Raw genomic sequence first — 25,252 nt, 5'->3', positions numbered from 1 at the left:
GACCGGGCGGCGCCACACCACCTTCGCGACACGGGCGGTCCGGCTTCCCGGGGCAACGGTCATCATGGCCATGACCGACCGTTCGAAGGAGTTGCTGTGACCGACTGGAACACGACCGCCCATCACGACCGGCTGGCTGCCGAGCGGCGGGGGCTGGTCGATTTCGCCACGGCTTCCCGCCTGCCGGAGGGCGGGTTCGGGTGGCTGGACGCCACGGGAGCGCTCGCGCAGCGCCGACCGATCGCCACGTGGATCAACGCCCGGATGACCCACGTGTTCAGCCTGGCCCACGGCTTCGGCGACGCGGACACGGCCGCACTCGCCGATCACGGCGTCGCCGCCCTGACCGGCCCGCTCCACGACGACGAGCACGGCGGCTGGTACTCCAGCACCGACGACTCCAGCAAGGGCGCCTACGAACACGCCTTCGTGGTCCTGGCCGCGGCCAGTGCGACGGCGATGGGTCGGCCCGGTGCCGAGGAGCTGCTGACCGAGGCACTGCACACCGTCGAGACCCACTTCTGGGACGAGCAGGCCGGCCTGTCCCGGGAAAGCTGGGACCGGGAATGGACCAGCACCGAGGCCTACCGGGGCGCCAACAGCAACATGCACCTCGTCGAAGCCTTCCTCGCCGCCGGTGACGTCACCGGCGATCCCACGTGGCACCGGCGCGCCCTCCGCATCGCCGAATACCTCGTCCACACCGTCGCCGCCGCCCACCACTGGCGGCTGCCCGAGCACTTCACCCCGGACTGGCAGCCCCTCCCCGACTACAACCACGACCAGCCGCAGCACCCGTTCCGCCCCCACGGCAGCACCCCCGGACACGGGCTGGAATGGGCCCGGCTACTGATCCACCTGGAAGCCACCCTCGGCACCGGGGCCCCCGACTGGCTGCTCGACGACGCCCGGCACCTGTTCGACGCCGCCGTCGACCACGGCTGGAACGCCGACGGGCACCCCGGGTTCGTCTACACCCTCGACTGGCAGGACCGCCCCCAGGTGCGGGCTCGCATGCACTGGGTCATCGCCGAAGCGATCCTGACCGCGTCCACTCTGTACCACCGCACGAACGAGGACCGCTACGCCCGCTGGTACGACACGTTCTGGGACTACGCCCGCACCCACCACGTCGACCCGGGCAACGGCAGCTGGCACCACGAACTCACCCCCGGGGGACAGCCCGCGAGCTCGGTGTGGTCCGGCAAACCCGACGCTTACCACGCCTACCAGGCGGCGCTGCTGCCCGTCCTGCCACTCGCCCCCGCTCCGGCCGCACTCGCGCGCAAGCGGTGACAGGACCGGTGATCCGGCCCCCACGAACCGCGATCGCCCGCTCCGCTGTCCGGCCGGGGCACCGACGTGCCCCGGCCGGCAGCCGGCTAGTCGCTCCCCGATGCTTCGATCGCGTCGAGGACGCGCCGAGTCCTCGTTCGAGCGCCGTCGGCGACGTCACCGGTGGGCAACGTGTGCAGCGCCCCGGCCTCGACGGCGGCGAGGACGCGTCGAGCGGCCTCGTCGGGCTCGAGCATGTCCTTCATCGTCTCCTCGATCGACTCGAGCAGTGCGGTGGCGTCGGCCCCGAGCCTGTCGGCCCACTCCGGCCCCCGGGTCATGTCCCGGTTCTCCTCGACCATGGGGGTGCGCACGAATCCCGGGCACACCACGGTGACGCCGATCGGCAACCCCATCAGCTCCAGCTCGGCCAGCAGCATCTCCGAGAGCGCCACCGCGGCGTGCTTGGAGGTGCCGTAGGAAGCGCTCAGCGGCGTACCGCTCAGCCCGGCGAGCGAGGCGATGTTGACGACGTGCCCTCGGCCCGCCGCGACGAGATGCGGCACGAAAGCGCGGATGCCGTGCAACATCCCGAACAGGTTCACGTCCACGACCCGCCGCCACTGCGCCAGGTCCGCCTCCCACATCGGCTTGCCGTCGTTCGGCGCGATCCCCGCGTTGTTGATCACCAGGTCGATGCGGCCGAACCGCTCCTGAACGCGCTGCGCCAGCGCGGTCATCGCCTCCGCGTCGGCGACGTCGACGGTGGCGGGCACGACGGCACCGTCGCCGGCCGCGGCCAACTCCTCGGCGACCGCGCCCAGGGGCTCCGCACGCAAGTCCACGATCACCACGGACACGCCACGGCTCGCCAACTCGGTGGCGATGGCACGGCCGATCCCTCGCGCCGCCCCGGTGACCACGGCAACCTGCCCCGACTCGACAAGCATCCGAATCCCCTCCCTCGCTCGATGCCGAACAAGCTACCGGGGTCATCGCGACGTCCGCAGCTCGTTTTCGGACCGCGGGGAGATGCCCGGCCGATGCGCAGGCGCCGGGGAAGCATCGGCCGGGCGCCCGGCCGGAACCGACGGGGGTGAGAGTGACGGCTTCCGGCCGGGAGTCCTCGATCAGCGCGGCAACGTCTCCGCCAGGACCTGTTGCACCTCCGCCGAGGAGGGAAGCGACCAGTCGGCACTGGACGGAGACACCCGCCAGGAGTACACGAGCCCGTCCCGTGACGACGGAGGCAGCGGCAACCAGCATCCCCGCGCGTGATGCTGGACCTGCGCGCGCTCGAACAGTTCCGTGCGCATCGGCAGCCCGTTGCTGCTCACGAAGAAGAACCAGCACCCGGACGGGCTCGCCGCCACCGGCCCGAGCCGATCCCCGAACAGCCGCTCCAGGGCACGACCGCCGTGCTCGGCGGTCACCTCCACGGCATCGACCGAGTGACCGCAGGCCAGCAGCACCGAGCACGGGCGGCGCGTCCACCGGTCCAGCGCCCGGTCCGGAGCGATGGGAGGGGCCACCGGCCGCAGGCCGGCGGCCCCGGGTCTGCCCCACCACCCGTCCCGCTCGTCGAGCTGATACGTCCCCGGCAGCACCGGCCAACTCCGGCGAGCGCACTCCACGGCCGCGCTACGCAGTTCGGTCCACCTCGTACCGGGGATGACCGGGAGCAGTGAACCTCCGGGATGCTTCGGCTCCGTGCGTGTCATCGAGTATCGCCACCTTGAACGGATCCGGCGTTGCGCGACGACAGTACGAACTCGACGCGATCCGTGTGTGCGTCGAACACATACGGAGCATGCACCGAACGCATACACCACCGTCAGCACCGGTTCACGCGCACGCCGTCCGTCGAGTCGCCGAGCCGTGGTCACAGCGCTACGGTCGGCGTGGGGTGCTGACGGTGAACGAGGAAATCCGCACCGTCACCCCGGCGGCCCACACCCTTGAGTTGTTTCGGGGTGGTTCGGGGTGTGGGCCTCTTCGCTCGCCCGGCGGGGTCGTCCGCGCGACGGGAAAACCTCAGTCAGCGCCGTCGACGACGGTGGGAGGACGTTCCGGCTGCCGGAGAGATGTCGACAGGTTGTCGAGCGCGCTCGCCAGCTCGTGACGCTGCCACTCGGGAAGGCTGTCGTTCTCGATGTCCACCACAGCGTTCCCGAGCGCGACCATCGCGAGCCTCATAAGCCTGCCGACCTCGCTCATGCTTGCTCTGCCTTCAGGACCGCGTGGCAGTCCGGGCACGTCGGTGCCCGGAGCCGGTCGACCTCGCTCGGCCCCGCCAACGGAATGTCGCCGGCCCCGCAGACGGACGCTCCCGTCGTACGCCCGTCCCACCTCCGGCCACCCTTGAAGGCGTGCCGGGTGCCGTGATTACCCATGCCCTCCCCGAACACGGGAAGCCAGTAGTGGCACTGACCCTCGTCCGGCGTCCTGACCGCTTCCCTCTCATACTCCCTGAGTCACGGTTCACTTCCTGGCCCAAGCGTAGAGGTTGTATACCGCTACAGAAGTATCCTGTCCGGTATCCACTCGTATAGCGGCCTACCGTCCGGTCATGAGCTGGGAGTCACGAGTCGATCGGATCGAGCACGAAGGAGCGGCCTACGTCCACGTGCAGGTGGCCGACGACATTCGGGCCGATGTCGAGCGCGGGGAGTTGTCCGCAGGCTCGAAACTGCCCGCCGCCGAGGCCCTGGCCGAGATATACGGGGTCGCCAGACTGACCGCCATACGAGCGGTCCGACATTTGGAAGAGCAAGGGCTCGTAACAATCGTGAAGGGCCGGGGAACCTACGTGACCAGCGGACGGAGCCACTGAGGGCTCCACCGACGGATGGTCCTCCGGATCGGGTACGACACCACCCGTGAATCCGTAATTCCGCACACTCCCGACAAACCCCGGTGCCAGCTCGCGCGACGCATCGTGCATGGTTGTTTTAAACAACCAAACGTGTTCGACGAGTTCGACCCGAGGAGCGCGAAATGAGCACATCCACCGTCCTCGACGGCCGGGTGGCCATCATCACCGGAGCGGGCTCGGGCATCGGCCGGGCGATGGCCACCACGTTCGCCGCGGCCGGAGCCACCGTCGTCGCAGCCGACATCGCCGCCGACAGCGCCCGCAGCACCACTCTGGACATCGAGCGGGACGGCGGCCGTGCCACGGCCGTCGAAGCCGACGTCGGCGACGAGGCGGCCGTCGAGAACCTCGTGCGGGAGGTCGTCGACGCCCACGGGCGCATCGACGTTCTCTGCAACAACGCCGGAATCATGGACACCATGGCGCTGCCCGAGAACATTCCGACGGAGCTGTGGGACCGGGTCCTGCGACTCAACCTCACCGGCCCGTTCCTGCTCACCCGCGCCGTGCTCCCCCACATGCTGGCCAACGGCCACGGGCGCGTCGTCAACACCGCCTCCGAAGCCGGTCTCCGAGGCGGCGCCGCCGGGACCGCCTACACGGCCTCCAAGCACGGCGTGATCGGTCTGACCCGCAACCTCGCCTGGACGCACGCCCGTGACGGCATCCGGTGCAATGCCATCTGCCCCGGTCCGGTGAGCACCAACGTCAGCGGAGGCGAGGGCAAGGCGTCCTTCGACACCGCCGGGATCGAACGGCTGGCACCGGTGCTGGCCCTCGGGGAGCAGATGGCCGAGCCGCAGGCCATCGCCGACGTGGCACTGTTCCTGGCGTCCGAGCAGTCCTCGTTCGTCAACGGCGCCGTCCTCCCCGCCGACGGCGGTTGGTCTGCGGCCTGAGTCCGCACGGGGCGGAGACGTCACGGAGTAACGACCGGATCACCCGACATCACCGCGAGGGGATCGGTCGTGCATCCTGAATCGCGCGAAGGACACCGCCGGTGCAGCGAGTGCACCGGCCACACCCAGGAGAGCAGTGTGAGCACCGAAGACGAGCGGCCGGTCGTCGACCCCTCCCGCGACCCGAACCCCGGCGTGCCCGACCACGCCGCCCCGGAGGGAGCGGAGGTCGATCCGCTCATCGACCTCTCCCGCGATCCACATCCCGGCGTGCCCGACCACGCCAAACCGGACGACGAATGAGCGCTGCGGGGAGGTGATCACGATTGATCGCCTCTCCGTCAGCACGTCTTTCGGAGGCGAACGAACTTGAGCACGCCGGGTGCCACCACGAACAGGGCGACGACCCCCCACAACGCGATGGTCAGCGGCCCGGAGACCAGAACCGTCGGGTCGCCCTGCGAAAGCGCGAGGGCGCGGCGCAACTGCTGCTCGGCGAGCGGCCCCAGGATCAGACCGACGACGGCGGGAGCCACCGGCACGTTCGCCGTCCGCATCAGCAACGCGACCGCACCGAGCGCATACAGCACCACCAGGTCCACGGTCGTCCCTCCGGAGGCGAAAGTGCCCAGAGTGGCGAAGACGAGCACCGCGGCGTAGATCGCGTACGCGGGTATGGTGAGCAGTCTCGCCCAGAGCTTGACCAGGGGCAGGTTGAGCACCAGCAGCATCAGGTTACCGATGTAGAGGCTCGCGATCAGGGTCCACAGCAGCGGACCGGACTCGGAGAACAGCTGCGGCCCCGGCTGCAACCCGTAGCTCTGGAACGCCGTGAGGATCACCGCGGCGGTGGCCGAGGTGGGAAGTCCGATCGTGAGCAGCGGCACGAGAACTCCGGCAGCAGCGGCGTTGTTCGCGGCTTCCGGCCCCGCCACGCCCTCGATGGCTCCCCTGCCGAACCGCGACCCTTTCCGGGACAGCCGTCGCTCGGTGCTGTAGCTGAGGAAGGTCGGGACTTCGGCACCTCCCGCCGGCAGGGCACCGATCGGGAATCCCAGGACGGTTCCGCGCAACCAGGCCGGCCACGAGCGCCTCCAGTCCTGTCGGGACAGCACCGCCCGTCCCCGGACCGGTTCGACGGTCTCCCCGCCGGTGCCCTTGAGCAGCCGGTCGAACGTCTCCCCGAGAGCGAACAGGGCGACCACCACGATGACGACGTCGATTCCGTCGAGCAGCGCCGGAATCCCGAAGGACAACCGAGCCTGGCCGGTTTGAGCGTCGATGCCGACCAGTCCGACGGTCAGCCCGACCAGCAGACTCGCCATCCCCTTGAGTCTGCTGCTGCCCAGCAGCGTGCTGACGCTGACGAACGCCAGGGCCATCAGCGCCACGTACTCCGACGGCCCGAATCCGATCGCGAACTCGGCCACGACCGGGGCCAGCAGGGTCACCCCGAGAGTCCCGAGGGTGCCGGCGACGAAGCTGCCGAGGGCAGCGGTGGCCAGTGCCGCGGCCCCACGTCCGGCCCGCGACATCTTGTTGCCCTCCAGCGCCGAAACCATCGCGGCGCTCTCACCGGGGGTGTTCAGCAGGATCGAGGTCGTCGACCCGCCGTACATCCCGCCGTAGTAGATGCCGGCGAACATGATCAGTGAACTGGTGGGTTCCAGCCGGAAGGTGATCGGCAGCAGCAGCGCCACCGTGAGGGCCGGACCGATCCCGGGCAGGACGCCGACCGCGGTCCCGATGGTGACCCCGAGCAGCGCCCAGAGCAGGTTTCCCGCGCTCAGCGCGGCGTCGAATCCCCGTAACAGTGCCTCGAGCTGGTCCATCTCAGAATCCCCACGGTCCGGCGGGCAACGAAAGGCCGATCACCCGGTCGAAGACGACGAACACCACCGCTGCCAACGTCCAGCCGTAGGCGATACCGCGCCACGGGTGCGGGGAACCGAGCAGAAACGCGGCACCGGCGAACAACGCAGTCGAGGACGCGACGTAGCCCACGATCGGCAGCACCACGGCGAATATCACCAACAACACCACCAGGGCAGCCAGCCGGAGCAGCCTGCCAGCGGGCACCCCGGCCGGTCCTGGCGCGGACGGCCACTGCCGCAGGGACCGCACGAGCATGGTGACACCGGCGACGGCGAGCAACGTCCCGATCAGGCCGGGAAACACGGCGGGACCGAGCGGACCCGCTCCGGCACGGCTCAGCGAGGCCGCGTCGAACAGCGTGACCGCCGCCAGCGCCAACAGGAACAGTCCCAGCACCGCCGCGGCGCCGACGGTGCGTCCGTCGTCGCCGGCAGGTCCGTCACCCGTTCCGACATCGTCCCCGGACTCGTGATCGTCGATCGACTCCCGGGCGTCACCGGTTTCGGGAATGGCCATACGTCGCTCACCTCAGATCGAGCTTCTCGAGAACCCTGCCGATTCGCCGCTGCTCCGAGGCCAGGAATCGTTCGAATTCCGGGCCGGCCAGGGCCGCGTCCCCCCAACCGCGCCGCCGGAGCGTCTCCTGCCATCGCGGCGACCGCGCCATCCGCATCAGCATGTCCTCGAGGACCCGCTCCTCCTCCGCGCTGATACCGGCCGGAGCCACGATTCCCCGCCAGTTCGACAGTTCGACGTCGACTCCTCGCTCCCGCAGGGTCGGAACGTCGGGGAGCGTGGGCAGCCGCTCGGCACTGGAGACGGCCAGCGGCCTGACCCGCCCCGCCTCGATCTGCGGCAGGATCTCCGAGAGTCCGGAGATCGCCGCGTCCGACCGTCCGGACAGCAGCGTCGTGAGCATCTCACCGCCTCCGGAATGCGCGATGTAGTTGACCTTCGAGGGGTTCTTGCCTATCTCGTCGGCGATCAGGCCCGCCAGGATCTGCTCGACACCGCCCGCGGAACCTCCCGCGATCGATACCGAGCGCAGGTCCGTGCGCATGGCCGTGACCAGGTCGTCGATGCCGCGCAGCGGTGAGTCGGCGGGCACGACGACGACCTCGTAGTCCGTGGTGAGCCGGGCCAACGGAGTCGTTTCGGCCAGGGTCACCGGCGAATGGTTCGTCTGGATCGCACCGACCATGATCAACCCGGTGACCATGAGCTCGGTCGGATCGGCGGGCAGCTGCGCGTACTGGCTGAGCCCGACGGTCCCGCCCGCGCCATCGACGTTGTAGACCTCGACGCGGCCGATCCGGTCCCGCAGGGCGGTCTGGATTTCCCGGCTCGTCTGATCCCATCCGCCTCCGGGTGCGGCGGGAGCCATCAGCCGCAGTTGCCGCCCTTCGAGAGCGTGCAATCCTTCCGGACGTTGTCCCAGTCCCTGCGTGACGAGCAGCGCGACGGTGGCGACGGCGGCCGTCACCACCGGAGCCACGCGCCGTGATCGAGCACGTCGCACCGGTCCGGATCGGCGCTGATCCATGATCTCACCTCGGTTCGCCGGAGGCTGCGTTGCCGGAGCAGTGTTCTCTAGGTATACCTTTGTATACAACTGTGTTCAATACTTGGCGAAAGGTCGGCGATGAGTGACGGTCCCGAGCACACCGATGTCGTGGTTGTCGGCGGCGGCAACGCGGGATTCAGCGCGGCGCAGGCGGCGGCCCGGCGCGGGCGTCACGTCCTGTTGCTGGAGAAGGGCGGTCCGGACGAGGCCGGTGGGAACTCGTACTACACCGCCGGAGCCTTCCGCGTCGCCCACGGCGGTCTGGACGACATCGGCGACCTCGTCGAGCACGACGACCGTCGCCGGGAGACCGTGCTGGATCCCTACCCGGTGGAGACTTTTCGCTCCGACATGGAGCGCGTCACCGGAGGACGTGCCGAACCGGCACTGGTCACGGCACTGGTGGAGGAAAGCAGGTGGGCGCTGAGCTGGCTGCGCGATCTCGGCCTGCGGTTCCGACTGATGTACGAGCGCCAGTCGTATCCCGACCGGTCGGGGCGCCACGTCTTCTGGGGCGGTCTCGCCGTGGGAGTGGTCGACGGCGGTCACGGTCTGATCGCCCAGCACACGGCGGCGGCGAAAGCCGCGGGCATCGAAGTCCGTTACGGCCACCGCTGCGAGGAGCTCCTCGTCGAGGACGGGCGGGTCGTCGGCGTGACCTGGCGGGACGAGAGCGGAACCCGCGGAAGCGTGCGGGCCGACTCGGTGATCCTGGCCGCTGGTGGTTTCGAAGCCGATCCCGAGCTACGGCGCGAGCACCTGGGCGAGGGGTGGCAGTGGGCCAAGGTCCGGGGAACCCCGCTCAACACCGGTGACATGCTCGCCGCGGCGAGCAAGGCCGGGGCCGCCGCCGGGGGCGACTGGTCCTCGTGCCACAGCGTCGCCTGGGACGCCAACGCGGCCGACAGCGGAGACCGCCTCCTCACCAACCGTCTGACCAGGCAGAGTTATCCGCTCGGGATCGTGGTGAACGCCGAAGGACTGCGGTTCGTCGACGAGGGCGCGGACTTTCGCAACTACACCTACGCCAAGTACGGCGCGGCCATCCTGCGCCAACCTCACGGGGTGGCCTACCAGGTCTTCGACGCGACGCTGCGACCGCAGCTCAGGGCCGAGGAGTACGACAGTCCGGGAGCCTCCGTGCTCGTCGCCGACAGCCTCGAGGAACTCGCCGGGAAAGCCGGCATCGCCCTCGACAACTTCGTCACCACGGTCACCGAGTTCAACGCCGACATCGATCGCGACGTCGACTACGACCCGGCGGTCAAGGACGGCAGGGCGGCGCGGGGCGTCACACCTCCCAAGAGCAACTGGGCGATGCCCCTCGAAACCGGCCCCTACTACGCCTTCCCCGTCACCTGCGGAATCACCTTCTCCTTCGGCGGGCTACGCGGAGACCCGCACGGCCGAGTCCTCGACGAGTCCGGGGAGCCGATCCCGGGACTGTTCGTCTGCGGGGAGATGCTGGGGGGCTTGTTCAGCGGAAACTATCCTGGGGGATCGGGGCTGACCTCCGGAACCGTCTTCGGCCGGCGTGCGGGCAGCTTGGCGTGAACGGGAGCGAAAGCGACGGGGGACGATGAGGGCACGACGGGTCGACAACGAGACCATGTACGACCAACTGCGTACCGACATCACCAGCGGCAGGCTTCCTGCCGGAACCCCGGTGCGCGAGGTCGCAGTGGCCGAACGCTTCGGGGTCTCCCGCACCCCCGTCCGTGAGGTGCTCCGCCGGTTGCAGCACGATCGCCTCCTGGAGTCCCGGGACCGCGGCCTCCACGTCCGGGCACCGGACCCCGAGGAGGTCGTGCAGGTCTACGACGCCCGCATCCTGCTCGAAGCCGAAGCCGCCGAACAGGCGGCCCGCACCTGCGGGAAGTCCGACCTGGCTCGCCTCGAGGGGCTGCTCGCCCGCGATCGGGGCCTCACCGGTCCGGACGACGCCACCCGAGCCCACACCAACATCGAGTTCCACGAAGCGATGTGGCAGGCGACCAACAATCCCGTGCTCGTGGACCTGCTGCACCGCCTCACCATCCACCTCGTCCGCACTCCCCGTTCGACGCTGTCGGCCCCCGGCCGCTGGGAGGAGTCGCTGGACGAGCACGGACGCCTGGTCGAGGCGATCGGGGAAGGTGATTCCGAAGAGGCCGGGCGAATCACCCGGGACCACATGCGAAAGGCGCGCGATCTCCGCTTGTCCATGCTGCGACAAGAGATGATCAGCTCGTCCTGAGCGTCCCGAAGACCGGATGGCTTGCCGAGGTCGAGGCACGGTCCAGGATCCCGGCCAACGCTCCGGCCACGAAGCGGAATTCGCGCACGCGGAGAACGCCGAACGGTCAGCGAAGCGATCTCCGCGCGTGTGCGGGACTGGGAACGACATCGCCGGTACTGCGGCCGTCGGCGTCGAGGACCCAGCCCATTCGCTTGGGCACTCGCAGCAACAGCGCGCTCTCCGTCAGCTCCAGCCACGGCAGTTTCTCGTTGAGCCTGCGTTCCAGGCGCATCAGCTCGCCCGGTGACTGCGCCCAGACCATGAAGACGAGGTTGCTCCTGCCCACCGTCGAGGCGCACAACCGCAGTTCCGGCAGTGTGGACAGCGACTGCACCGTCCGTTCGAGCTCCGGGGCCGGTACGCGCGCGAACCACGTGCACGCGAGCGGCCACCGGGTCCGCAGCTGGGCCACCTCGCACCGGAACGACAGCAGGTTCGAGGCCAGCAACCGGGTGACCTGACGTCGCACGGTGGAGGGAGTGCGTCCGGTCAGCCGTGCCATGTCGGCGGCGCTGCGCCGACCGTCGTAGGTGAGAGCCTCGACGAGGGACCAGTAGTCGGCGGGAATCGTCGAGAGCTTGGAACCGCCGTGCGGTCGGGACGCGGCGTGCAGTGCCGCTTGCTGGTCCCGATCGAGCGCGTCGAGTCGCCAGCGACTGCCTTCCCAGTGCAGTTCGGTGACCGAGTACGTCTCGACGCGCCGCACCCCGGCCGTTCCGGGCAGGTCGTCGAGCACGAACCGGGACATCGAATCGGAGTCGGCGACGATCGCCGTCACCATCAGGTCGCGCCCGCTGGCGGACTCCTCGACCGTCGCCGCACGCGGATCCCGGCACAGCGCCTCGACCACCGCGGGCTTCCTCGCCGGGTCGACGTCGACGTCGACCAGGGCGACCGCGACGTTCTCGAGCTGCCGGACCGGGTGCACCGTCACCCACGCCATCCCCGACGAACGCATCCGCTCCCACCTGGAGGCCAGGGTGGCCGCGGTCGTTCCCAGCACGCGGGCCGCCTCCGCCCAGCTGACCCGTGGTGCGATCTGCAACGCGTGAAGAAGCGTGAGATCCTGCTCGTCCAGGATCGAATTCACGGATCATCTCCTCGAATGTGCACGAATCCTGCCTTCTGAACCCGAACCGGGATCACGCTCGCACACTGCCGGACAACCATCGTCCACGACCCGAATCACGCGGAGGTGTCCGGTGTCCGTTCACGAGGACGCACGGGAGATCCACGGTGACCTGGTGGCGCTGCGCCACGCCCTGCACACCGATCCCGAGATCGGGCTCGAACTGCCCCGGACTCAGGAGAAGGTCGTCGAGGCCCTCGACGGACTGCCGCTGGAGCTCACGACCGGTTCACGCACGACCTCGGTGACCGGGGTGCTGCGCGGTGACGGCGACGGTCCGACCGTGCTCCTGCGCGGTGACATGGACGCCCTTCCGGTCCAGGAGAAAACCGGGGTGGAGTTCTCCTCGCGCACCGACGGCACCATGCACGCCTGCGGGCACGACCTGCACACCGCGATGCTGGTCGGCGCCGCACGGCTGCTCGGCCAACACCGTGACCGGCTGAACGGCGACGTCGTGCTGATGTTCCAGCCCGGCGAAGAGGGCTGGGACGGCGCTCAGGTGATGCTCGACGAGGGAGTCCTCGACGCGGCGGGCAGCAAGAGCGTCGACGCCGCCTACGGGATGCACGTGTTCTCCTCGCAGATTCCGCGGGGTCGTTTCGTCACCCGGCCGGGCACGATGCTGGCGGCCTCCGACGAGATCCACGTCACCGTGCACGGTTCCGGAGGGCACGGTTCGGCTCCCCAGCACGCGCGGGACCCGGTCACCGCGATCAGCGAGATGGTCACCTCGCTCCAGACCATGATCACGCGGCGGTTCGACGCCTTCGACCCCGTCGTGATCTCCGTCGGGTCCCTGCACGCGGGAGCGGCCGCCAACGTCATCCCGGAGACCGCGACCTTCGCTGCCACCGTGCGCACGTTCTCGGAGACGGCCCGCGAACGCGTGCGGGAAAGCACGCCCGCGGTGTTGAAGGGCATCGCCGCAGCCCACGGAGTCGAGATCGAGGTCGATTACGTTCCCGGTTATCCCCCCACCGTCGGCGACGTGGACGAGACCGCCTTCGCGGCAGAGACGATCACCGAGACCTTCGGTCCCGACCGTCACGAGACCCTGACCAACCCGCTGACCGGCTCGGAGGACTTCTCCCGCGTGCTCAATGCCGTGCCCGGCGGCTTCGTCGGCCTGGGTGCCGTACCCGACGGCATCGACCCCACGCGAGCACCGTACAACCACTCGCCGAAGGCGCGGTACGACGACGCGGTGCTGACCGACGGCGCGACCCTCTACGCCGAACTCGCTCTCGGCCGTACCCGCGCGGGAGTCAACGCAGGCTGAACACCCCTGCTCCGGCCTCGGTCACGAACAAGGACCCCTCCATGAGCACAGCAACGAACGCGACCGTCCCGGCTGCGGTTCGCCGCAAGGCGGTCGTCGCCGCCGCGATCGGCAACTTCATCGAATGGTTCGAGTTCACCCTCTACGGCTTCTTCGCCGCCACCATCGCGATGAACTTCTTCCCCACCGGACAGGGCACTCCCTCGCTGCTGGCCACGTTCGCGGCCTTCAGCGTGCCGTTCGTGGCCCGCCCGCTGGGGTCACTGGTCTTCGGCCACTTCGGCGACCGGCTGGGGCGCCGCACCACGCTCTCCGTGGCGATCCTGGGCATGTCCGGTGCGACCTTCGTCATCGGGGCGCTGCCGTCCCACGACTCGATCGGGCTGGCAGCACCGGTACTGCTCGTGATCGCTCGCGTGACGCAGGGCTTCTCCGCGGGTGGCGAGTTCGGGGGAGCGACCGCGTTCCTGGTCGAGTACGCACCGGAGAACAGGCGCACCTTCTACGGCAGTTGGCAGATGTCCACGCAGTTCCTGGCCGGACTCGTCGCCGCCGTGATCGGAACCGTGCTGAGTACCGTGCTCTCGGCGGAGGCGCTCAACGCGTGGGGGTGGCGGCTGCCGTTCCTGCTCACGCTGCCGTTGGGAGTGATCGGGCTGTACCTGCGACTGCGGCTCGACGAGACACCGCAGTTCAAACAGGCCGCACAGCAGAATTCCGAGCACGAGGCCCCCCTGCTGCACGTGATGCGCGAGCACTGGGCCGACATGCTCCGGGTCATCGGGCTGCTCATCACGGGCACGACCTGCTTCTACATGATCCAGGCGTTCTGGCCGGCCTTCCTCGTCCAGGAGCTCGGGATGCCGCAGTCGCGGATGTTCACCGCCATGCTGCTCGGTATCGCCGTCCAGGTGGCACTGACCCCCGCCTGGGCGCTGCTGGCCGACCGGATCGGGCGGCGGAAGCCGTTCCTCGTCGCCTCCCCGGTCGCCCTGGTGCTCTGTGCGGTACCGATCTACCTGCTGCTGCTCCAGGGAACCTTCCTCACCACCACCGCCGCCTACGTCCTGCTGGCACTGGCGGCCTCGCCCATGACGGGAAGCCTCGCGACCGCCATGGCCGAGGTGTTTCCCGTCCGAGTCCGCTACAGCGGCATGTCGGTGGCCTACAGTGTCGCGGTCTCGATCTTCGGGGGCTTCACCCCGCTCATCCTCACCTCCCTGATCCGGGCGACCGGAAGCACCATGTCCCCGGCCTACTACCTCGCCGGGACGGCCCTGGTCTCCGCGGTCGCCGCGGCGTCGTTCGGGGAGACGGGGACCCGCCCCGCGGTACGTGAGACAACGCGAGCACAGGACGCCCCGAGCGTCCCCGCTCCCTGACCGAGCCTGTCTCGAAGGGTGAACGCGTCGTTTCGGCGGTGTGCCTGCCGAAACGACGCGTTCACCTGAATTCACCGGAAACGACCGAGGGGATCCCCCTGGAATGCGTCCGCGGCTGCGGGACGACGTCCGCTACGTGTCCTATTCACAGGGTGTCTACCTGCACAGCGACCGCGGCTCGTGCGCCATTCCCGGTCCGCAGGCCCACACCTGGCTGGAACGACTGCTCCCCTACCTGACCGGCGACCACCAGCTCGCCGAGCTGACCGCCGCGCTGCCGCCGGACAAGCGCACGACAGTGGAAGAACTGGTCGATCTGCTGCACCGGTACGACCTGGTCACCGACACCCGGGCGGATCGAGCCCACGCTCTCGCCGAAGCCGAGCAGCGCCGCTACGCCGACGAGATCGCCTTCGTTCGTTGCGCGCTGGGTTCGGCCGAGTGGCGGTTCCACCGCCACCGCCGAGCACGGGTGCTGCTGCTGGGGGGCGGTCCGGTGCTGACCTCGGTGCTGCGCGCCGGTGTCGGCACCGGTTGGCAGCGGGTAACGGTGCTGCCGACCGACCTTCGGCAGGAGGAGGAACTGCGGGATGCCGCCGAAGGGAGCCGCCGTGACGAGCAGCAACGGATCACGGTCGACACCGCGGCACTCGACGAAGCGATCGCCGACGCGGACGTGGTGCTCCACGTGTGCCGGGAAGGCGAGGAGGACCAGCTGTTCGAGGTGAGCCGGCACTGCGTGCGCAACGAGGCCGCACTCGGTCAAGTGCTGGTCCTGGAGCAGGAGGCGTGGTTCGCTCCGATGGGCCTGTCGGGGACCGCATCGGCCTGGCATCGACTGCGAGGACCGTCCGCGACCACGTCGGGGAACGAGAGACCACCGCTGAACGGACCACTGCCCGCCGTGCTCGGACACCGCCTGGCACTCGCCCAGTTCCGGCACAGCACCGGGATGGACGAGCTGCCCCGGCCACCGGAAACGCCGGACACCCCGGCCCTGGCCGGAAACGCCGGACACCCCGGCCCTGGCTCGACTCGATCTGCACACTCTGGACTCCGAGTGGCACGGTTTCCTCCCGCACCCCGCGCAACGCCCGGTCCGGCCGCGCAGCGAGGACGAAGCTCGAGCAACCTTCGAGGCACTGGAAGCGGGGCAGCCGGTCGACACGGGAGAACTGCTGAAGCAGGCGGCCGACGCCGTGGACTCGCGAACCGGACTGCTCGAATTCCTCGACGAGCGGGACTGGCCCCAGTTTCCCCAGTGGGTGTGCGAGGCAGGGCTGTCCGATCCGTTCGGCCTGCTGCCCGCCTGGGCCCCGGTTCCCACCGTGGTCGGGCACGGGCTCGACCGGGACGAAGCTCGCACGGAAGTGCTGTTGGCCGCCCTGGCCGGTTACGCGAGCCTGGCGGTCGACCATCGGCGGTTGCTCCCGGACCGGAACGGAACCGCCGAGTGGGGGTGGGACCCGATTTCCGGTGCCCCGCGCCCGATACCGGCCGAACTGGCCTTTCCGGCACTGGTCGCGGAGGGGAGCGCCTACCGCCCACCGACCGGTGCGGCGGCCGGTCCGAGCTGGCAGGAGGCGTTGTCGGAGGGAACACGGCAGCACTGCGCGGTACTGCTGGAACAGCGGCTGGCCGATTTCGAGGGGCCGCTGCCTCGGCTGGACGTGCCCGGTTTCCCGCTGAACGAGCGGGCCGACCATCTGCGCCGGTTGCTGGGTGAGGTCGGCGAGCCCGCGGTGGCGCACGATCTGACCGGCCTGCTGTCCATACCGGCGTGCGCTCTCCGAGTCGGCGCGGACACCGTGCTGGCGGTCGGTTCGACCCTGACCGCCGCCCTGGGAGAGGCGTTGGATCGCGGGCTGCTGGCCTGGCAGGCCCGCACGGAGGACCGGCCCGACTGCGCCCCGCACACCGTTCCGGGGATTCCCGCCGAGCAGGAGACGTCCCCGGAAGCGTCCCGGCCGAAGTCGACCGGTACTCCACCCTCCGCGCGAGCGCTGCGTGCCCTCGGCTTCACCCCCGTCGTGATCGCCCTGGACCACGACCCCGAAGCCGCCCGGATACTGCCCTACCTGGTCCAGGTGGTGATCCTCGATGAGTGAGCTGCTGCTCCGTCCCCCGAGCCGGGGGGTTCGCCGGAGTCCGGAGCAGCGGTCCATCCCGTCGGCCTGCTCGGAACGGGATGGCCGGCGACGGCGATGGCCGCCGCTCCGACCCACGGCATCGACTGGGTCACCGCCACCGATCCCGAACACCTGCCCGACGAGTGCCGGGCCCTGGTGACGACCTCGAAGGCAGGGCCCGAACACCAGCGGGGAATCCGTTCCTGGGCGATTCGGCGGAACGTGCCCTGGTTGCCGGTTCGCGTCGACGGCGGAAGGGTGACGCTCGGTCCTGCCGCCGTGCCCGGCCACCCGGGATGCCCCACCTGCGCCGAGTACCGCAGACACGGCAACCTTCCCGAAGGTCCCGGGCGACAGGCGTTGCACGAGCACTACGGTGACGACCACTTGTTCGACGTCTCCTCGCCGCCGAATCCGCTGCTGGGCGCCGTGGTGAGCGCGTTGGCCGCCGACGAAGCCCTCCGCCTGCTGCGTGATCCGCGAACGGCTCGCACCCGTGACGCCCTGCTGGAGCTCGAACCGGCGGAGGGCACGACCGGCCGACACCCCCTCGTGGCCAGCCCGGACTGCCCGGACTGCGCCGAGCTCCCCCGGGACACCCCCGAGAGAGCCACCATCACGCTCACCCCGGCCCGCAAAGCGCATCCCGGGCAACTGCGCACCCGCGACCTCGTCACGCGGCGCACAGAGCTCGAACAGCGCTACGTCGACCCGGAGACCGGAGTCGTGGCCACGGTGGACTCCTGGTCACGCCCGAGCACGGCCGGGGCGACCGCCCGGCTCTCCCCGGCCACCGCGGTCCACGCCGGTCAGCACGGACACGGCCGCGCCTTCGACTTCGGCTCGGCTCGGCTGACCGCCTTGCTGGAGGCGCTGGAGCGGCTGGTCGGGCAGACACCTCGTGGACGGCGAAGTCACGTCCTCGCCGCCCACCGCGACGTGGCCGAGCACGCGGTGAACCCCGTCGACCTGGGACTTTACCCCGAGGAGCGGTACCGGCTGCCGGACTTCCCGTTCGTCGCCCACTCCCCCGACCGCGAGAGGCGCTGGGTGTGGGGCTACTCGTTCCGGCGCGGCGAGCCGCTGCTGGTACCGGAAAGTCACGCGTACTACGGCTTGGGGTGCGCGGCGGAACCGCTGGCCTACGAGACGTCCAGCGGATGCGCGCTCGGCGGTTGCCTGACCGAAGCGATCCTGCACGCCCTGCTCGAAGTCGCCGAACGCGACTCCTTCCTGATGACCTGGTACGCCCGGCTCCCGGTACCGCAGGTCGACCTGAGCACCGCCGTCGACCGGCGGATCCCGCTGTTGGCCGAACGAGCACGGTACGAACTGGGATACCGGCTGCACGCCTTCGCGACGACGCTGGAGCAGCAGGTGCCCAGTTTCTGGGTGATGGCGGTCGAGCCCGAGGACGAGCCCCAACGGGCCAAGGCGCTGTGCGGTGCCGGTGCTCATCCGGATCCGGAGCGAGCTCTGCTGCGCGCGCTGGGAGAGCTCACGGCATTCCTGCCCGCACGGGACGAGCACCACGACCACGAGTCCGCCGCACGCATGCTCGCCGACTCCGACCGGGTGCGCTCCATGGACGACCATTCGGTGCTCTACGGTCACCCGGCGGCCTTCGACAGGCTGTCGTTCCTGTTCGACGGTCCACTGCGGGGGTTGCCCGAACTGGCGGCGCGGTGGAAGTGGCCGGAACACGACGACCTGTCGACGGACCTCGCCGAAATGATCACTCGCTACCTGGGCAGCGGCCTGGAGGTGCTCGCGATCGACCAGACCTCACCGGAACTGGCCGCCGAGGGACTGGCCGCCGCCAAGGTGCTGGTCCCGGGAACGCTGCCGATGACCTTCGGACATCGGTTCCGGCGGACGACGGGCATACCGCGACTGCACACCGTGCCGCGGCTACTGGGTTACCGCGATCGAGAGCTGCGGCCCGACGAGATCAACCCGTACCCGCACCCCTTTCCCTGATCGAGGCGGACTTGAACACCGTCCCTCCCACTGCGACGGAGCAGCCGGCGGCTCCGGGCGACGCGGCCAGAACCTACATGCGGCGCGGCCGCGACCCGGCTCCCGACGAGATCGACTGGTCGGCGGCCCCGGCACGGTTTCTGTCCTACACCGACTGCCCCGTCCTCCCGCTGCCGTGGGCCTCGAGGACGAGCGAACGACCGGACACGGAGCTGCTGGGGCGACTGCTACGCGAGCTCTGCGGACTCACCCGGGCGGACTGGACTCGCCCGATGGATCCATTCACCGGACGTGCGATCGAAGGACCGCCCGTGCAGGGCGTGTTCCGGCCCGCACCCAGCGGAGGCGCGCTGTATCCGATCGAGGTCTACCTCGCCACCGGAGAACTACCCCGCGTACCGGCCGCACTGCACCACTACGGAGTCGTCCACCACAGCCTGCGCCAGGTGCGATCCGGTGATCACCGGGCCGCTCTCGTCGACGCGGTGACCGCGCCACCGGACCAGGCTCCGGACGTGGTGCTCGCCCTCACCGCGGTGTTCTGGCGCAGCGCTTTCAAGTACGGGGAGTTCGCCTACCGTCTGCTGCACCAGGAGACCGGCGCTCTCCTCGCTCAGGTCCGTGCCGTAGCTCGTCTCCTCGGTGCGGAGTCGGCCGTCCACCTCCGCTTCCCGGACGAAAAGGTCAATCAGCTCCTCGGGCTGGACACCTTCCGGCAGACAGCCACCGCCGTCATCGCTCTGCGACATCCCGCGCTCCGCGCGAAATCCGCCGCTGCGGCTCCGAGTCGCAGCGACCTCCTGCATCGGCCGCGTGCCGCGCTCGCGGAACCGCCCCACGACGTCACCAGCAGACTGCCGATCACCGCGGCCCTGCACGCCGCCTCGCTGACGGAAGACCCCGAACCGGTCTCGTCCGACGAAGTCACCCGTCCTGCCGGAGCGGGTTCGATCCGGCTGCCCTCCCCGACCGAAGCCCCGTCGACCACCGGTGTGTCACACCGGCACTCGGCGAGCAAGGGATTCCGACGCGAACCGATCGAGCCGGGCAGCCTGGCCGCGATCCTCGACGCCGCCGGCGGTCACCCCGAAGACCTCGGGGACGTTCGACAGGTACCGACCCCGATCGAAATGTGCTGCGCTGTCTCACGAGTTCCCGGCGTTCCGCCCGGTGTCTACCGATACACCCACGGGTCGCTGGAACGGCTCCGTGATGCCGGTTCGATACGGTACTTGGCGGAGAACCTGCCCGACGAATCGACCCGAATCACCTTCCACGAGGCCGCGGTCGCGCTGTTTCCACTCGCGGCCGTGGGAGCGGCGCTGACGCACCACGGTGACCGCGGGTACCGACTGGTGCAGATCGAGACCGGTGCCCTCACTCATCGGGCCGCGCTGGCATCCGCGGCGCTCGGGGTGGCTGCTCGCATTCACTCCGGTGGTGCCTGCGAGAACACCGATCGAGCGCTCGGACTGCGGGGCACCCGGTGGAGCAGCGAGACGATGCTGCTGATCGGAGCAGCCCGCTCCGGCCAAGCGGTGCGGCACCGACTGTGACGACGTTCCTCGCGTCGACCCGGACCGCTCTCAGCATGTGTCCGTACGGACTCGGTGGGAAACTCTGCCCGTGTGCCGAGTGATTCGGAGGGTTTCATGACGAGTGTGCGTAGCCGGTTACTCATCGGGTGGTTCCGGGCGACCGGACGCAAGCAGGTCTTCCTCGACACGAGCCGGTTCGACAGGAGCATCGTCGACAGCCAGCGCAAGCGCACGTCGAAGCCTCCGGCCAAGCTCTACCGACGCCACCACGTTCGACGGACCGACGTACGCGGTTTCCCGTGCGTCACACTCGCACCACGGGAGCGAGCAAGCGGTCAGCACGTGCTCTACCTGCACGGTGGCGCCTACGTGCACTCGATCGAACGGTCCCACTGGCGCTTCGTCAGCAGGCTCGTCGACCTGCTCGCGTGCACGGTGACCGTGCCGGTCTACCCGCTGGCACCCGATTACCACTACGACGAGGCCCAGGCCGTGATCGCCGAAGCCTACGAGCGGCACCTGGCCGACGTCGATCCGGCTCAGCAGGTCGTCATGGGCGATTCCGCAGGTGGGGGCCTCACCCTCGTCCTCGCTCGCATGCTGCGGGAGCAGGGGCGACCCCAACCTGCCCACCTGGTACTGCTCTCCCCGTGGCTGGACGCCACCATGCGGGACCCCGCGGTGCCCACCCTGGACCGCCGGGACCCGTACCTGAGCACACCGGGCCTGCTCGAAGCCGCCCGGATGTACTCCGGAGACCTCGACCCCGCGGACCCGCTCATCAGCCCCCTCAACGGCACCTTCGACGGCCTCGGGCGCATCAGCGTCTTCATCGGTACCCGCGACGTGCTGCTGCTCGACTCCCGGCGGCTGCGCAGCGCCGCGGCCCGGGAGGGCGTCGACATCGACTACGTCGAGTACCGGGACATGGTGCACGGCTGGCCACTGCTGCAGTACATCCCCGAAGCCCGCCGAGCCACCGCCGAACTCGTCGACCTGCTTCGAGCGCACCGCTAGGGCCGAGGGGCTCACGATCGCCGCGTGAGCCATCATCGACGTCATGCGCTTGTTGTTGATCGCCGACACGCACCTGCCGAAGCGGGCGAAGGCGCTCCCGGACGAGGTGTGGCGCGCGGTGGAGTCCGCCGACACCGTCGTCCACGCCGGTGACTGGGTCGATACCGAGCTGCTCGACCACCTGGATGCCCGCAGCACCCGGCTCATCGGCGTGTTCGGCAACAACGACGGGCCGCCGCTCCGCGAGCGGCTCCCCGAGATCGCGCGAGCCGAGCTCGACGGCCTCCGGCTCGCGGTGATCCACGAGACCGGAACGACCAAGGGCAGGGAAAAGCGCTGCGAGCGCTTGTTCCCGGACACAGATGTGCTGGTGTTCGGGCACAGCCACGTTCCCTGGGACACCACCACGGCGGGTGGCCTGCGCCTGCTCAACCCCGGCTCGCCGACCGACCGCCGACGGCAGCCGTACCACACCTACATGACGGCGGAAATCTCCGGCGGCGGGCTCGGCGAAGTCACCCTGCACCGACTGCCACCGCGGCGCTGACCGAACTACGCGACCACCGCATCGCGGGCAGCCAACAGGAAGGGCGCGGCCGAACGCACATTGCTCGGCCGCACCACCTTCGCCGGCGAGCGATCATCCGAGGTGCTTGGTGAAGAACACACGCCGGCGACCCTGGTCGACGGCGCGACGCGTCTCGACGAACCCGCGGCGAAGGTAGTAGTCGATGTTGCTCGTCATGGCCTCGTCGGTGTAGAGGCGGACCTCACCCAGACCGTGCGCACGCGCGTGTTCCTCGACGAATTCCAGCAGTCGCCGACCGATCCCCATGCCCTGCGCGTCCGGCGAGACGGCGATGCTGTCCAGGAGCAGGTGATCCGGCCTCGTTGTGAGCACGAGCAGGCCCATCACTGCACCCTCGTGCTCGGCCACCCACACCCTCTCGTCACCGATCAGCGGTGAGAAGTCCTCGGTCATCGGTTCCGGCCGCACGCCCGCGTGGTCGACGTAGTTCGCGTACGCGGCGTGTTCCACGGTGGACAGTTCCTCGGCATCGCTCGGACGCGCCGGTCGAATAATCGCCATCACCCCAGTCTGACCACCACTCCCCCTCCACGCGAACCGAGCACGAACCGGCCGTGCCGCGTGTCCCGGGAAGCTACGTCCGAGCGCCGTGTACCGTCGCGCGACGCGCTTCGCGTGTGGGGGCCTCGGGGAGGTGGGCGGGGACGTCCCGCACTTCTCGAGGAGCGGGGGTGGGCACCTGCTGCTCGACGACCCGATCGTCGTCCAGGGCCGACGTGCCCTTCACCTCCGGTACCCGGTCCGTCGCTAGGCCGTGCCGGTCGAGCGGGATTCCCGGGTTCGCGCCGCGCTTTCCCGGGGCGCTTTCCTCGTGCAGCGGGGCGAACCCGTGCGCGCATCGTGCCGACACGGACACCCGAGTAAGGTGCTACGGGCATGCAGACGACCGACCGGAACCGCACGGGAGGCGAATCGCCGTGACACCATCCGCGACCGGAGACGACCTTCGTACTCGCTCGGCGCGGTGCGTCGCCGGACTGATCGGAACCGGCCGCGTCGCGCTCGGTGCCGCCGCGGTACTGCGCCCACCGTGGGCGGCGACCCCGTGGGTCGGGGCGGCACAGGCCCGAAGCCCGGCGGTACGGGTCCTCGCTCGTGCTGCCGGTGGTCGCGACATCGCGCTCGGCGCGGGCTCACTGCTGGCACTGCGTCGCCCCCGCTCCGCTCGAGCGCTGCCGCTCTGGCTGGCAGCGGCGGCCGTGGCCGACGCCACCGACGTCGCCGCCACAGTGTCGTGCTGGTCCGAGCTGCCCCGGAGCGGACGCAGCACCGTAACCGCTCTCGCGAGCGGGGCCACGCTGCTGAGCACGCTGGCCGCGGTGGCGCTGCACGAGAGCACTTCGCGTCGCTGAAGGACACCGGTAAGTCCCACCACCGAACCGACTCGAACCGAGCGCGGACCCGGCTCACGGAAAACTCTCACACCAACGAGAGAAAGGCGTCGAGCGCGGGGTTGTCGTTGCTGTCCCGCCAAGCAAGCTGCAGTTCCACGGGGTTCGGATCCGGCAGGGCCACCGGCCGGAAGACCACCCCTTCGAGGCGCAGTCGCGCGGCGGCAGCGGGAACCAGGGCCACGCCGAGGCCGACCTGCACCAGCGCGAGCATCGTGTGGATCTGACTGACGTACTGGCGATACCGGGGCACGACCTCCGCGTCTCGGAAGGTGCTCACGAGCAGCTCGTGGAAATAGCGCGCCTCGGTCGGCGAGTACATCACCACGTCCACGCCGTCGAAATCCCGCAGGTGCACGGTGCTCCCCTCGGACCGAACCAGCGGGTGTTCCCGCGGTAGTGCCGCCAGCAGTGGTTCCGTCACCAGCGGCCGGACCCGCAGTTCGGGTCGACTCACCGGTGGCCTGATGAGGCCGAGGTCGAGCGCGCCCGCCGAGAGCTGCTCGAGCTGGTCCCGCGTGACCAGCTCCCGCAGCACCACGTCGACGTGCGGCAGCCGTTCGCGGGCGGTCTCCAGCAAGCCGCCCAGCACCTCGTACGCCGAAGTGGCGGTGAAACCGATGCGGACGACTCCCGACTCTCCACTGGTCACACGCCGTATCGACAGGGCGGCGTTCTCCGCCTCGTGCAGCAGGTTCCGGGCGTCCCGCAGGAAGGCACTGCCGGCAGGGGTCAGCCGCACGGTGCGGCTACCGCGGTCGAGCAGCCGCGTCCGGAGCTCCCTTTCCAACTGCTGGATGTGACGACTCAACGGCGGCTGGGTCATGCGCAGGCGTTCGGCGGCGCGGCCGAAGTGCAGTTCCTCGGCGACCGCGACGAAACTGCTCAGCTGAGCGAAGGTGAACATCGATGCTCTTCCGGTATCGGAGGATGTCATATCAGTGTTGGACGGACATCGATGCTTCAGCCTACGGTCAATCCCGTCCAGCGCCGGTGACCCCGGGCACACCGAAAGCGTTCCGCAGCGGTACCCGCGCACCGGACGTTCCGCGCCGCCGGTATGTCCGTCGGTGATCCGAGACGCGCAAGGAGTCCTCGTCGATGTCCCGTCCCTCCCCCCAGGAAGTCGCCAAGCAGTTGAGTTCCGGGCTGCTGTCCTTTCCGGTCACCCACTTCCGTGACGACCACTCCTTCGACGAGGCCGCCTACCGGGAGAACATCGGCCGGCTGTGTCAGTACGGTCCGGGCGGGCTGTTCGCCGCCGGGGGCACCGGCGAGTTCTTCTCGCTCACCCCCGCCGAAGTGGAGACGGTGGTCACCGCCGCCGTGGCGGAGTCCTCGGAATCCGTCCCCGTGATCGCCCCCGCCGGATACGGCACCGCCATCGCCGTCGAGATGGCCCGCTCCGCCGAGCGCGCCGGCGCGCAGGGATTGTTGCTGCTCCCCCCCTACCTCACCGAGGCCGGCCAGGAAGGGCTCGCCGCCCACGTGAGAGCGGTGTGCGCCGCCACGAACCTGGGCGTGATCATCTACGGCAGGGCCAACGCCGTGTACACCGACACCACGGTCGCCGCGCTGGCCGAGGACTGCCCGAACCTGGTCGGGTTCAAGGACGGTGTGGGCAACGTCGAGACGATGACCCGCATCCGGTCCCGTCTCGGCGACCGGCTCACCTACGTCGGCGGCCTGCCCACCGCCGAGACCTTCGCACTGCCGTACATGGAAATGGGCGTGACCACCTACTCCTCGGCGATGTACAACTTCGCCCCGCAGTTCGCGTTGGACTTCTACGCCGCGGTGCGGCAGCGCGACCACGAGACGGTGCAGCGGTGTCTCGACGATTTCGTGCTGCCCTACTGCGACATCCGTGATCGTCGTGCCGGTTACGCGGTGAGCATCGTCAAGGCGGGGATGAAGGCCGTCGGCCATCCGGCCGGACCGGTGCGCAGCCCGCTGGTCGACCTCGACGAGCACGAACTGGACGTGCTCACCGGCCTCATCGAGAACCTTCCCAACTCGGGCGCCGCCCCAGCAGCACGCTGAACCGAC

Annotated in this window: 26 protein-coding genes; 15 read left to right on the top strand and 11 right to left on the bottom strand. The window is 69.7% G+C overall.

Translation table 11 applies throughout. The features are described from left to right. Window positions 1-96: 96 nt before the first annotated feature. Complete coding sequence (locus FHX42_RS18440; RefSeq protein WP_328796395.1) at window positions 97-1,296, top strand: AGE family epimerase/isomerase; 1,200 nt, start codon at window positions 97-99, stop codon at window positions 1,294-1,296. Between the two features lie 86 nt (window positions 1,297-1,382). Here FHX42_RS18440 and FHX42_RS18435 read toward each other — a convergent pair whose 3' ends face one another. From FHX42_RS18435 to FHX42_RS18425, 3 genes are all read right to left on the bottom strand, one after another. Further along, window positions 1,383-2,225: an SDR family NAD(P)-dependent oxidoreductase gene (locus FHX42_RS18435; RefSeq protein WP_182545649.1), complete on the bottom strand. Its 843-nt coding sequence runs from the start codon at window positions 2,223-2,225 to the stop codon at window positions 1,383-1,385. A 180-nt stretch (window positions 2,226-2,405) separates the two neighbouring features. After that, window positions 2,406-2,996: a bifunctional DNA primase/polymerase gene (locus FHX42_RS18430; RefSeq protein ID WP_182545648.1), complete on the bottom strand. Its 591-nt coding sequence runs from the start codon at window positions 2,994-2,996 to the stop codon at window positions 2,406-2,408. A gap of 313 nt (window positions 2,997-3,309) precedes the next feature. Continuing rightward, a complete protein-coding gene (locus FHX42_RS18425) occupies window positions 3,310-3,492 on the bottom strand; it encodes a hypothetical protein (RefSeq protein WP_182545647.1) in 183 nt (60 codons plus the stop codon). A 352-nt stretch (window positions 3,493-3,844) separates the two neighbouring features. Between FHX42_RS18425 and FHX42_RS18420 the strand changes: the two genes are divergently transcribed. The 3 genes from FHX42_RS18420 to FHX42_RS18410 all read left to right on the top strand — a co-directional run bounded on the left by FHX42_RS18420 (window position 3,845) and on the right by FHX42_RS18410 (window position 5,352). Continuing rightward, on the top strand, window positions 3,845-4,108 hold the full coding sequence (locus FHX42_RS18420) for a winged helix-turn-helix domain-containing protein (RefSeq protein ID WP_182545646.1): 264 nt from the start codon (window positions 3,845-3,847) through the stop codon (window positions 4,106-4,108). 164 nt (window positions 4,109-4,272) lie between these two features. After that, window positions 4,273-5,049, top strand: coding sequence for an SDR family NAD(P)-dependent oxidoreductase (locus tag FHX42_RS18415; RefSeq protein WP_182545645.1), 777 nt, complete (start codon window positions 4,273-4,275; stop codon window positions 5,047-5,049). 138 nt (window positions 5,050-5,187) lie between these two features. Next, window positions 5,188-5,352 carry a hypothetical protein gene (locus FHX42_RS18410; RefSeq protein WP_182545774.1) on the top strand — a complete coding sequence of 55 codons (165 nt, stop codon included), beginning with the start codon at window positions 5,188-5,190 and terminating at the stop codon, window positions 5,350-5,352. A gap of 38 nt (window positions 5,353-5,390) precedes the next feature. On the opposite strand, the gene FHX42_RS18405 is transcribed toward FHX42_RS18410, so the two are convergent. The 3 genes from FHX42_RS18405 to FHX42_RS18395 are packed head-to-tail and all read right to left on the bottom strand — an operon-like array spanning window position 5,391 to window position 8,467. Beyond that, on the bottom strand, window positions 5,391-6,881 hold the full coding sequence (locus tag FHX42_RS18405) for a tripartite tricarboxylate transporter permease (RefSeq protein ID WP_182545644.1): 1,491 nt from the start codon (window positions 6,879-6,881) through the stop codon (window positions 5,391-5,393). A 1-nt stretch (window position 6,882) separates the two neighbouring features. Continuing rightward, window positions 6,883-7,440, bottom strand: a complete 558-nt coding sequence (locus tag FHX42_RS18400) for a tripartite tricarboxylate transporter TctB family protein (protein WP_182545643.1) — start codon at window positions 7,438-7,440, stop codon at window positions 6,883-6,885. 7 nt (window positions 7,441-7,447) lie between these two features. Continuing rightward, complete coding sequence (locus FHX42_RS18395) at window positions 7,448-8,467, bottom strand: tripartite tricarboxylate transporter substrate binding protein (protein ID WP_182545642.1); 1,020 nt, start codon at window positions 8,465-8,467, stop codon at window positions 7,448-7,450. A 99-nt stretch (window positions 8,468-8,566) separates the two neighbouring features. On the opposite strand from FHX42_RS18395, the gene tcuA reads away from it, so the two are divergent. Continuing rightward, the gene (tcuA, locus tag FHX42_RS18390; RefSeq protein ID WP_182545641.1) at window positions 8,567-10,042 is read left to right on the top strand and encodes an FAD-dependent tricarballylate dehydrogenase TcuA; all 1,476 of its coding nucleotides are present in this window, start codon (window positions 8,567-8,569) and stop codon (window positions 10,040-10,042) included. A 25-nt stretch (window positions 10,043-10,067) separates the two neighbouring features. Continuing rightward, window positions 10,068-10,724: a GntR family transcriptional regulator gene (locus tag FHX42_RS18385; protein WP_182545640.1), complete on the top strand. Its 657-nt coding sequence runs from the start codon at window positions 10,068-10,070 to the stop codon at window positions 10,722-10,724. A 106-nt stretch (window positions 10,725-10,830) separates the two neighbouring features. On the opposite strand, the gene FHX42_RS18380 is transcribed toward FHX42_RS18385, so the two are convergent. Next, window positions 10,831-11,856 (bottom strand): Lrp/AsnC family transcriptional regulator, encoded by a 1,026-nt coding sequence (locus FHX42_RS18380; RefSeq protein ID WP_182545639.1) that lies wholly within the window; start codon window positions 11,854-11,856, stop codon window positions 10,831-10,833. Between the two features lie 112 nt (window positions 11,857-11,968). Here FHX42_RS18380 and FHX42_RS18375 point away from each other — a divergent pair, with 112 nt between their 5' ends. Together FHX42_RS18375 and FHX42_RS18370 are read left to right on the top strand one after the other, a co-directional pair. Next, window positions 11,969-13,177 (top strand): M20 metallopeptidase family protein, encoded by a 1,209-nt coding sequence (locus FHX42_RS18375; RefSeq protein WP_182545638.1) that lies wholly within the window; start codon window positions 11,969-11,971, stop codon window positions 13,175-13,177. Between the two features lie 41 nt (window positions 13,178-13,218). Beyond that, window positions 13,219-14,559: an MFS transporter gene (locus tag FHX42_RS18370; RefSeq protein WP_182545637.1), complete on the top strand. Its 1,341-nt coding sequence runs from the start codon at window positions 13,219-13,221 to the stop codon at window positions 14,557-14,559. A gap of 145 nt (window positions 14,560-14,704) precedes the next feature. On the opposite strand, the gene FHX42_RS18365 is transcribed toward FHX42_RS18370, so the two are convergent. Next, complete coding sequence (locus FHX42_RS18365) at window positions 14,705-15,325, bottom strand: Rieske (2Fe-2S) protein (protein WP_182545636.1); 621 nt, start codon at window positions 15,323-15,325, stop codon at window positions 14,705-14,707. Between the two features lie 433 nt (window positions 15,326-15,758). On the opposite strand from FHX42_RS18365, the gene FHX42_RS18360 reads away from it, so the two are divergent. The 5 genes from FHX42_RS18360 to FHX42_RS18340 all read left to right on the top strand — a co-directional run bounded on the left by FHX42_RS18360 (window position 15,759) and on the right by FHX42_RS18340 (window position 21,770). Then, window positions 15,759-16,667: a hypothetical protein gene (locus FHX42_RS18360; RefSeq protein ID WP_182545635.1), complete on the top strand. Its 909-nt coding sequence runs from the start codon at window positions 15,759-15,761 to the stop codon at window positions 16,665-16,667. A gap of 96 nt (window positions 16,668-16,763) precedes the next feature. After that, complete coding sequence (locus tag FHX42_RS18355) at window positions 16,764-18,668, top strand: TOMM precursor leader peptide-binding protein (RefSeq protein ID WP_182545634.1); 1,905 nt, start codon at window positions 16,764-16,766, stop codon at window positions 18,666-18,668. Between the two features lie 11 nt (window positions 18,669-18,679). Further along, a complete protein-coding gene (locus tag FHX42_RS18350; RefSeq protein WP_182545633.1) occupies window positions 18,680-20,224 on the top strand; it encodes a SagB family peptide dehydrogenase in 1,545 nt (514 codons plus the stop codon). Between the two features lie 96 nt (window positions 20,225-20,320). Next, window positions 20,321-21,223 (top strand): alpha/beta hydrolase, encoded by a 903-nt coding sequence (locus tag FHX42_RS18345; protein WP_182545632.1) that lies wholly within the window; start codon window positions 20,321-20,323, stop codon window positions 21,221-21,223. Window positions 21,224-21,266: 43 nt separating this feature from the next. Next, window positions 21,267-21,770 (top strand): metallophosphoesterase family protein, encoded by a 504-nt coding sequence (locus FHX42_RS18340; protein ID WP_182545631.1) that lies wholly within the window; start codon window positions 21,267-21,269, stop codon window positions 21,768-21,770. A 93-nt stretch (window positions 21,771-21,863) separates the two neighbouring features. Here the strand turns inward: FHX42_RS18340 and FHX42_RS18335 are convergent, their stop codons facing one another. Together FHX42_RS18335 and FHX42_RS18330 are read right to left on the bottom strand one after the other, a co-directional pair. Further along, window positions 21,864-22,313, bottom strand: coding sequence for a GNAT family N-acetyltransferase (locus FHX42_RS18335; RefSeq protein ID WP_182545630.1), 450 nt, complete (start codon window positions 22,311-22,313; stop codon window positions 21,864-21,866). Window positions 22,314-22,386: 73 nt separating this feature from the next. Beyond that, window positions 22,387-22,662 carry a hypothetical protein gene (locus FHX42_RS18330; protein WP_182545629.1) on the bottom strand — a complete coding sequence of 92 codons (276 nt, stop codon included), beginning with the start codon at window positions 22,660-22,662 and terminating at the stop codon, window positions 22,387-22,389. A gap of 67 nt (window positions 22,663-22,729) precedes the next feature. Between FHX42_RS18330 and FHX42_RS18325 the strand changes: the two genes are divergently transcribed. Continuing rightward, complete coding sequence (locus tag FHX42_RS18325; RefSeq protein ID WP_182545628.1) at window positions 22,730-23,164, top strand: hypothetical protein; 435 nt, start codon at window positions 22,730-22,732, stop codon at window positions 23,162-23,164. 67 nt (window positions 23,165-23,231) lie between these two features. Here the strand turns inward: FHX42_RS18325 and FHX42_RS18320 are convergent, their stop codons facing one another. Then, the gene (locus FHX42_RS18320; protein ID WP_182545627.1) at window positions 23,232-24,110 is read right to left on the bottom strand and encodes a LysR substrate-binding domain-containing protein; all 879 of its coding nucleotides are present in this window, start codon (window positions 24,108-24,110) and stop codon (window positions 23,232-23,234) included. 194 nt (window positions 24,111-24,304) lie between these two features. Between FHX42_RS18320 and kdgD the strand changes: the two genes are divergently transcribed. Next, window positions 24,305-25,246: a 5-dehydro-4-deoxyglucarate dehydratase gene (gene kdgD / locus FHX42_RS18315; protein WP_182545626.1), complete on the top strand. Its 942-nt coding sequence runs from the start codon at window positions 24,305-24,307 to the stop codon at window positions 25,244-25,246. Window positions 25,247-25,252: the final 6 nt, after the last annotated feature.

The organism is Halosaccharopolyspora lacisalsi (genome assembly GCF_014137975.1).
In the GTDB taxonomy this organism is placed as follows: Bacteria; Actinomycetota; Actinomycetes; order Mycobacteriales; family Pseudonocardiaceae; genus Halosaccharopolyspora; species Halosaccharopolyspora lacisalsi.
The sequence above is the reverse complement of the archived record's forward strand: the minus strand, read 5'-3'. Positions and strand labels throughout refer to the sequence as shown.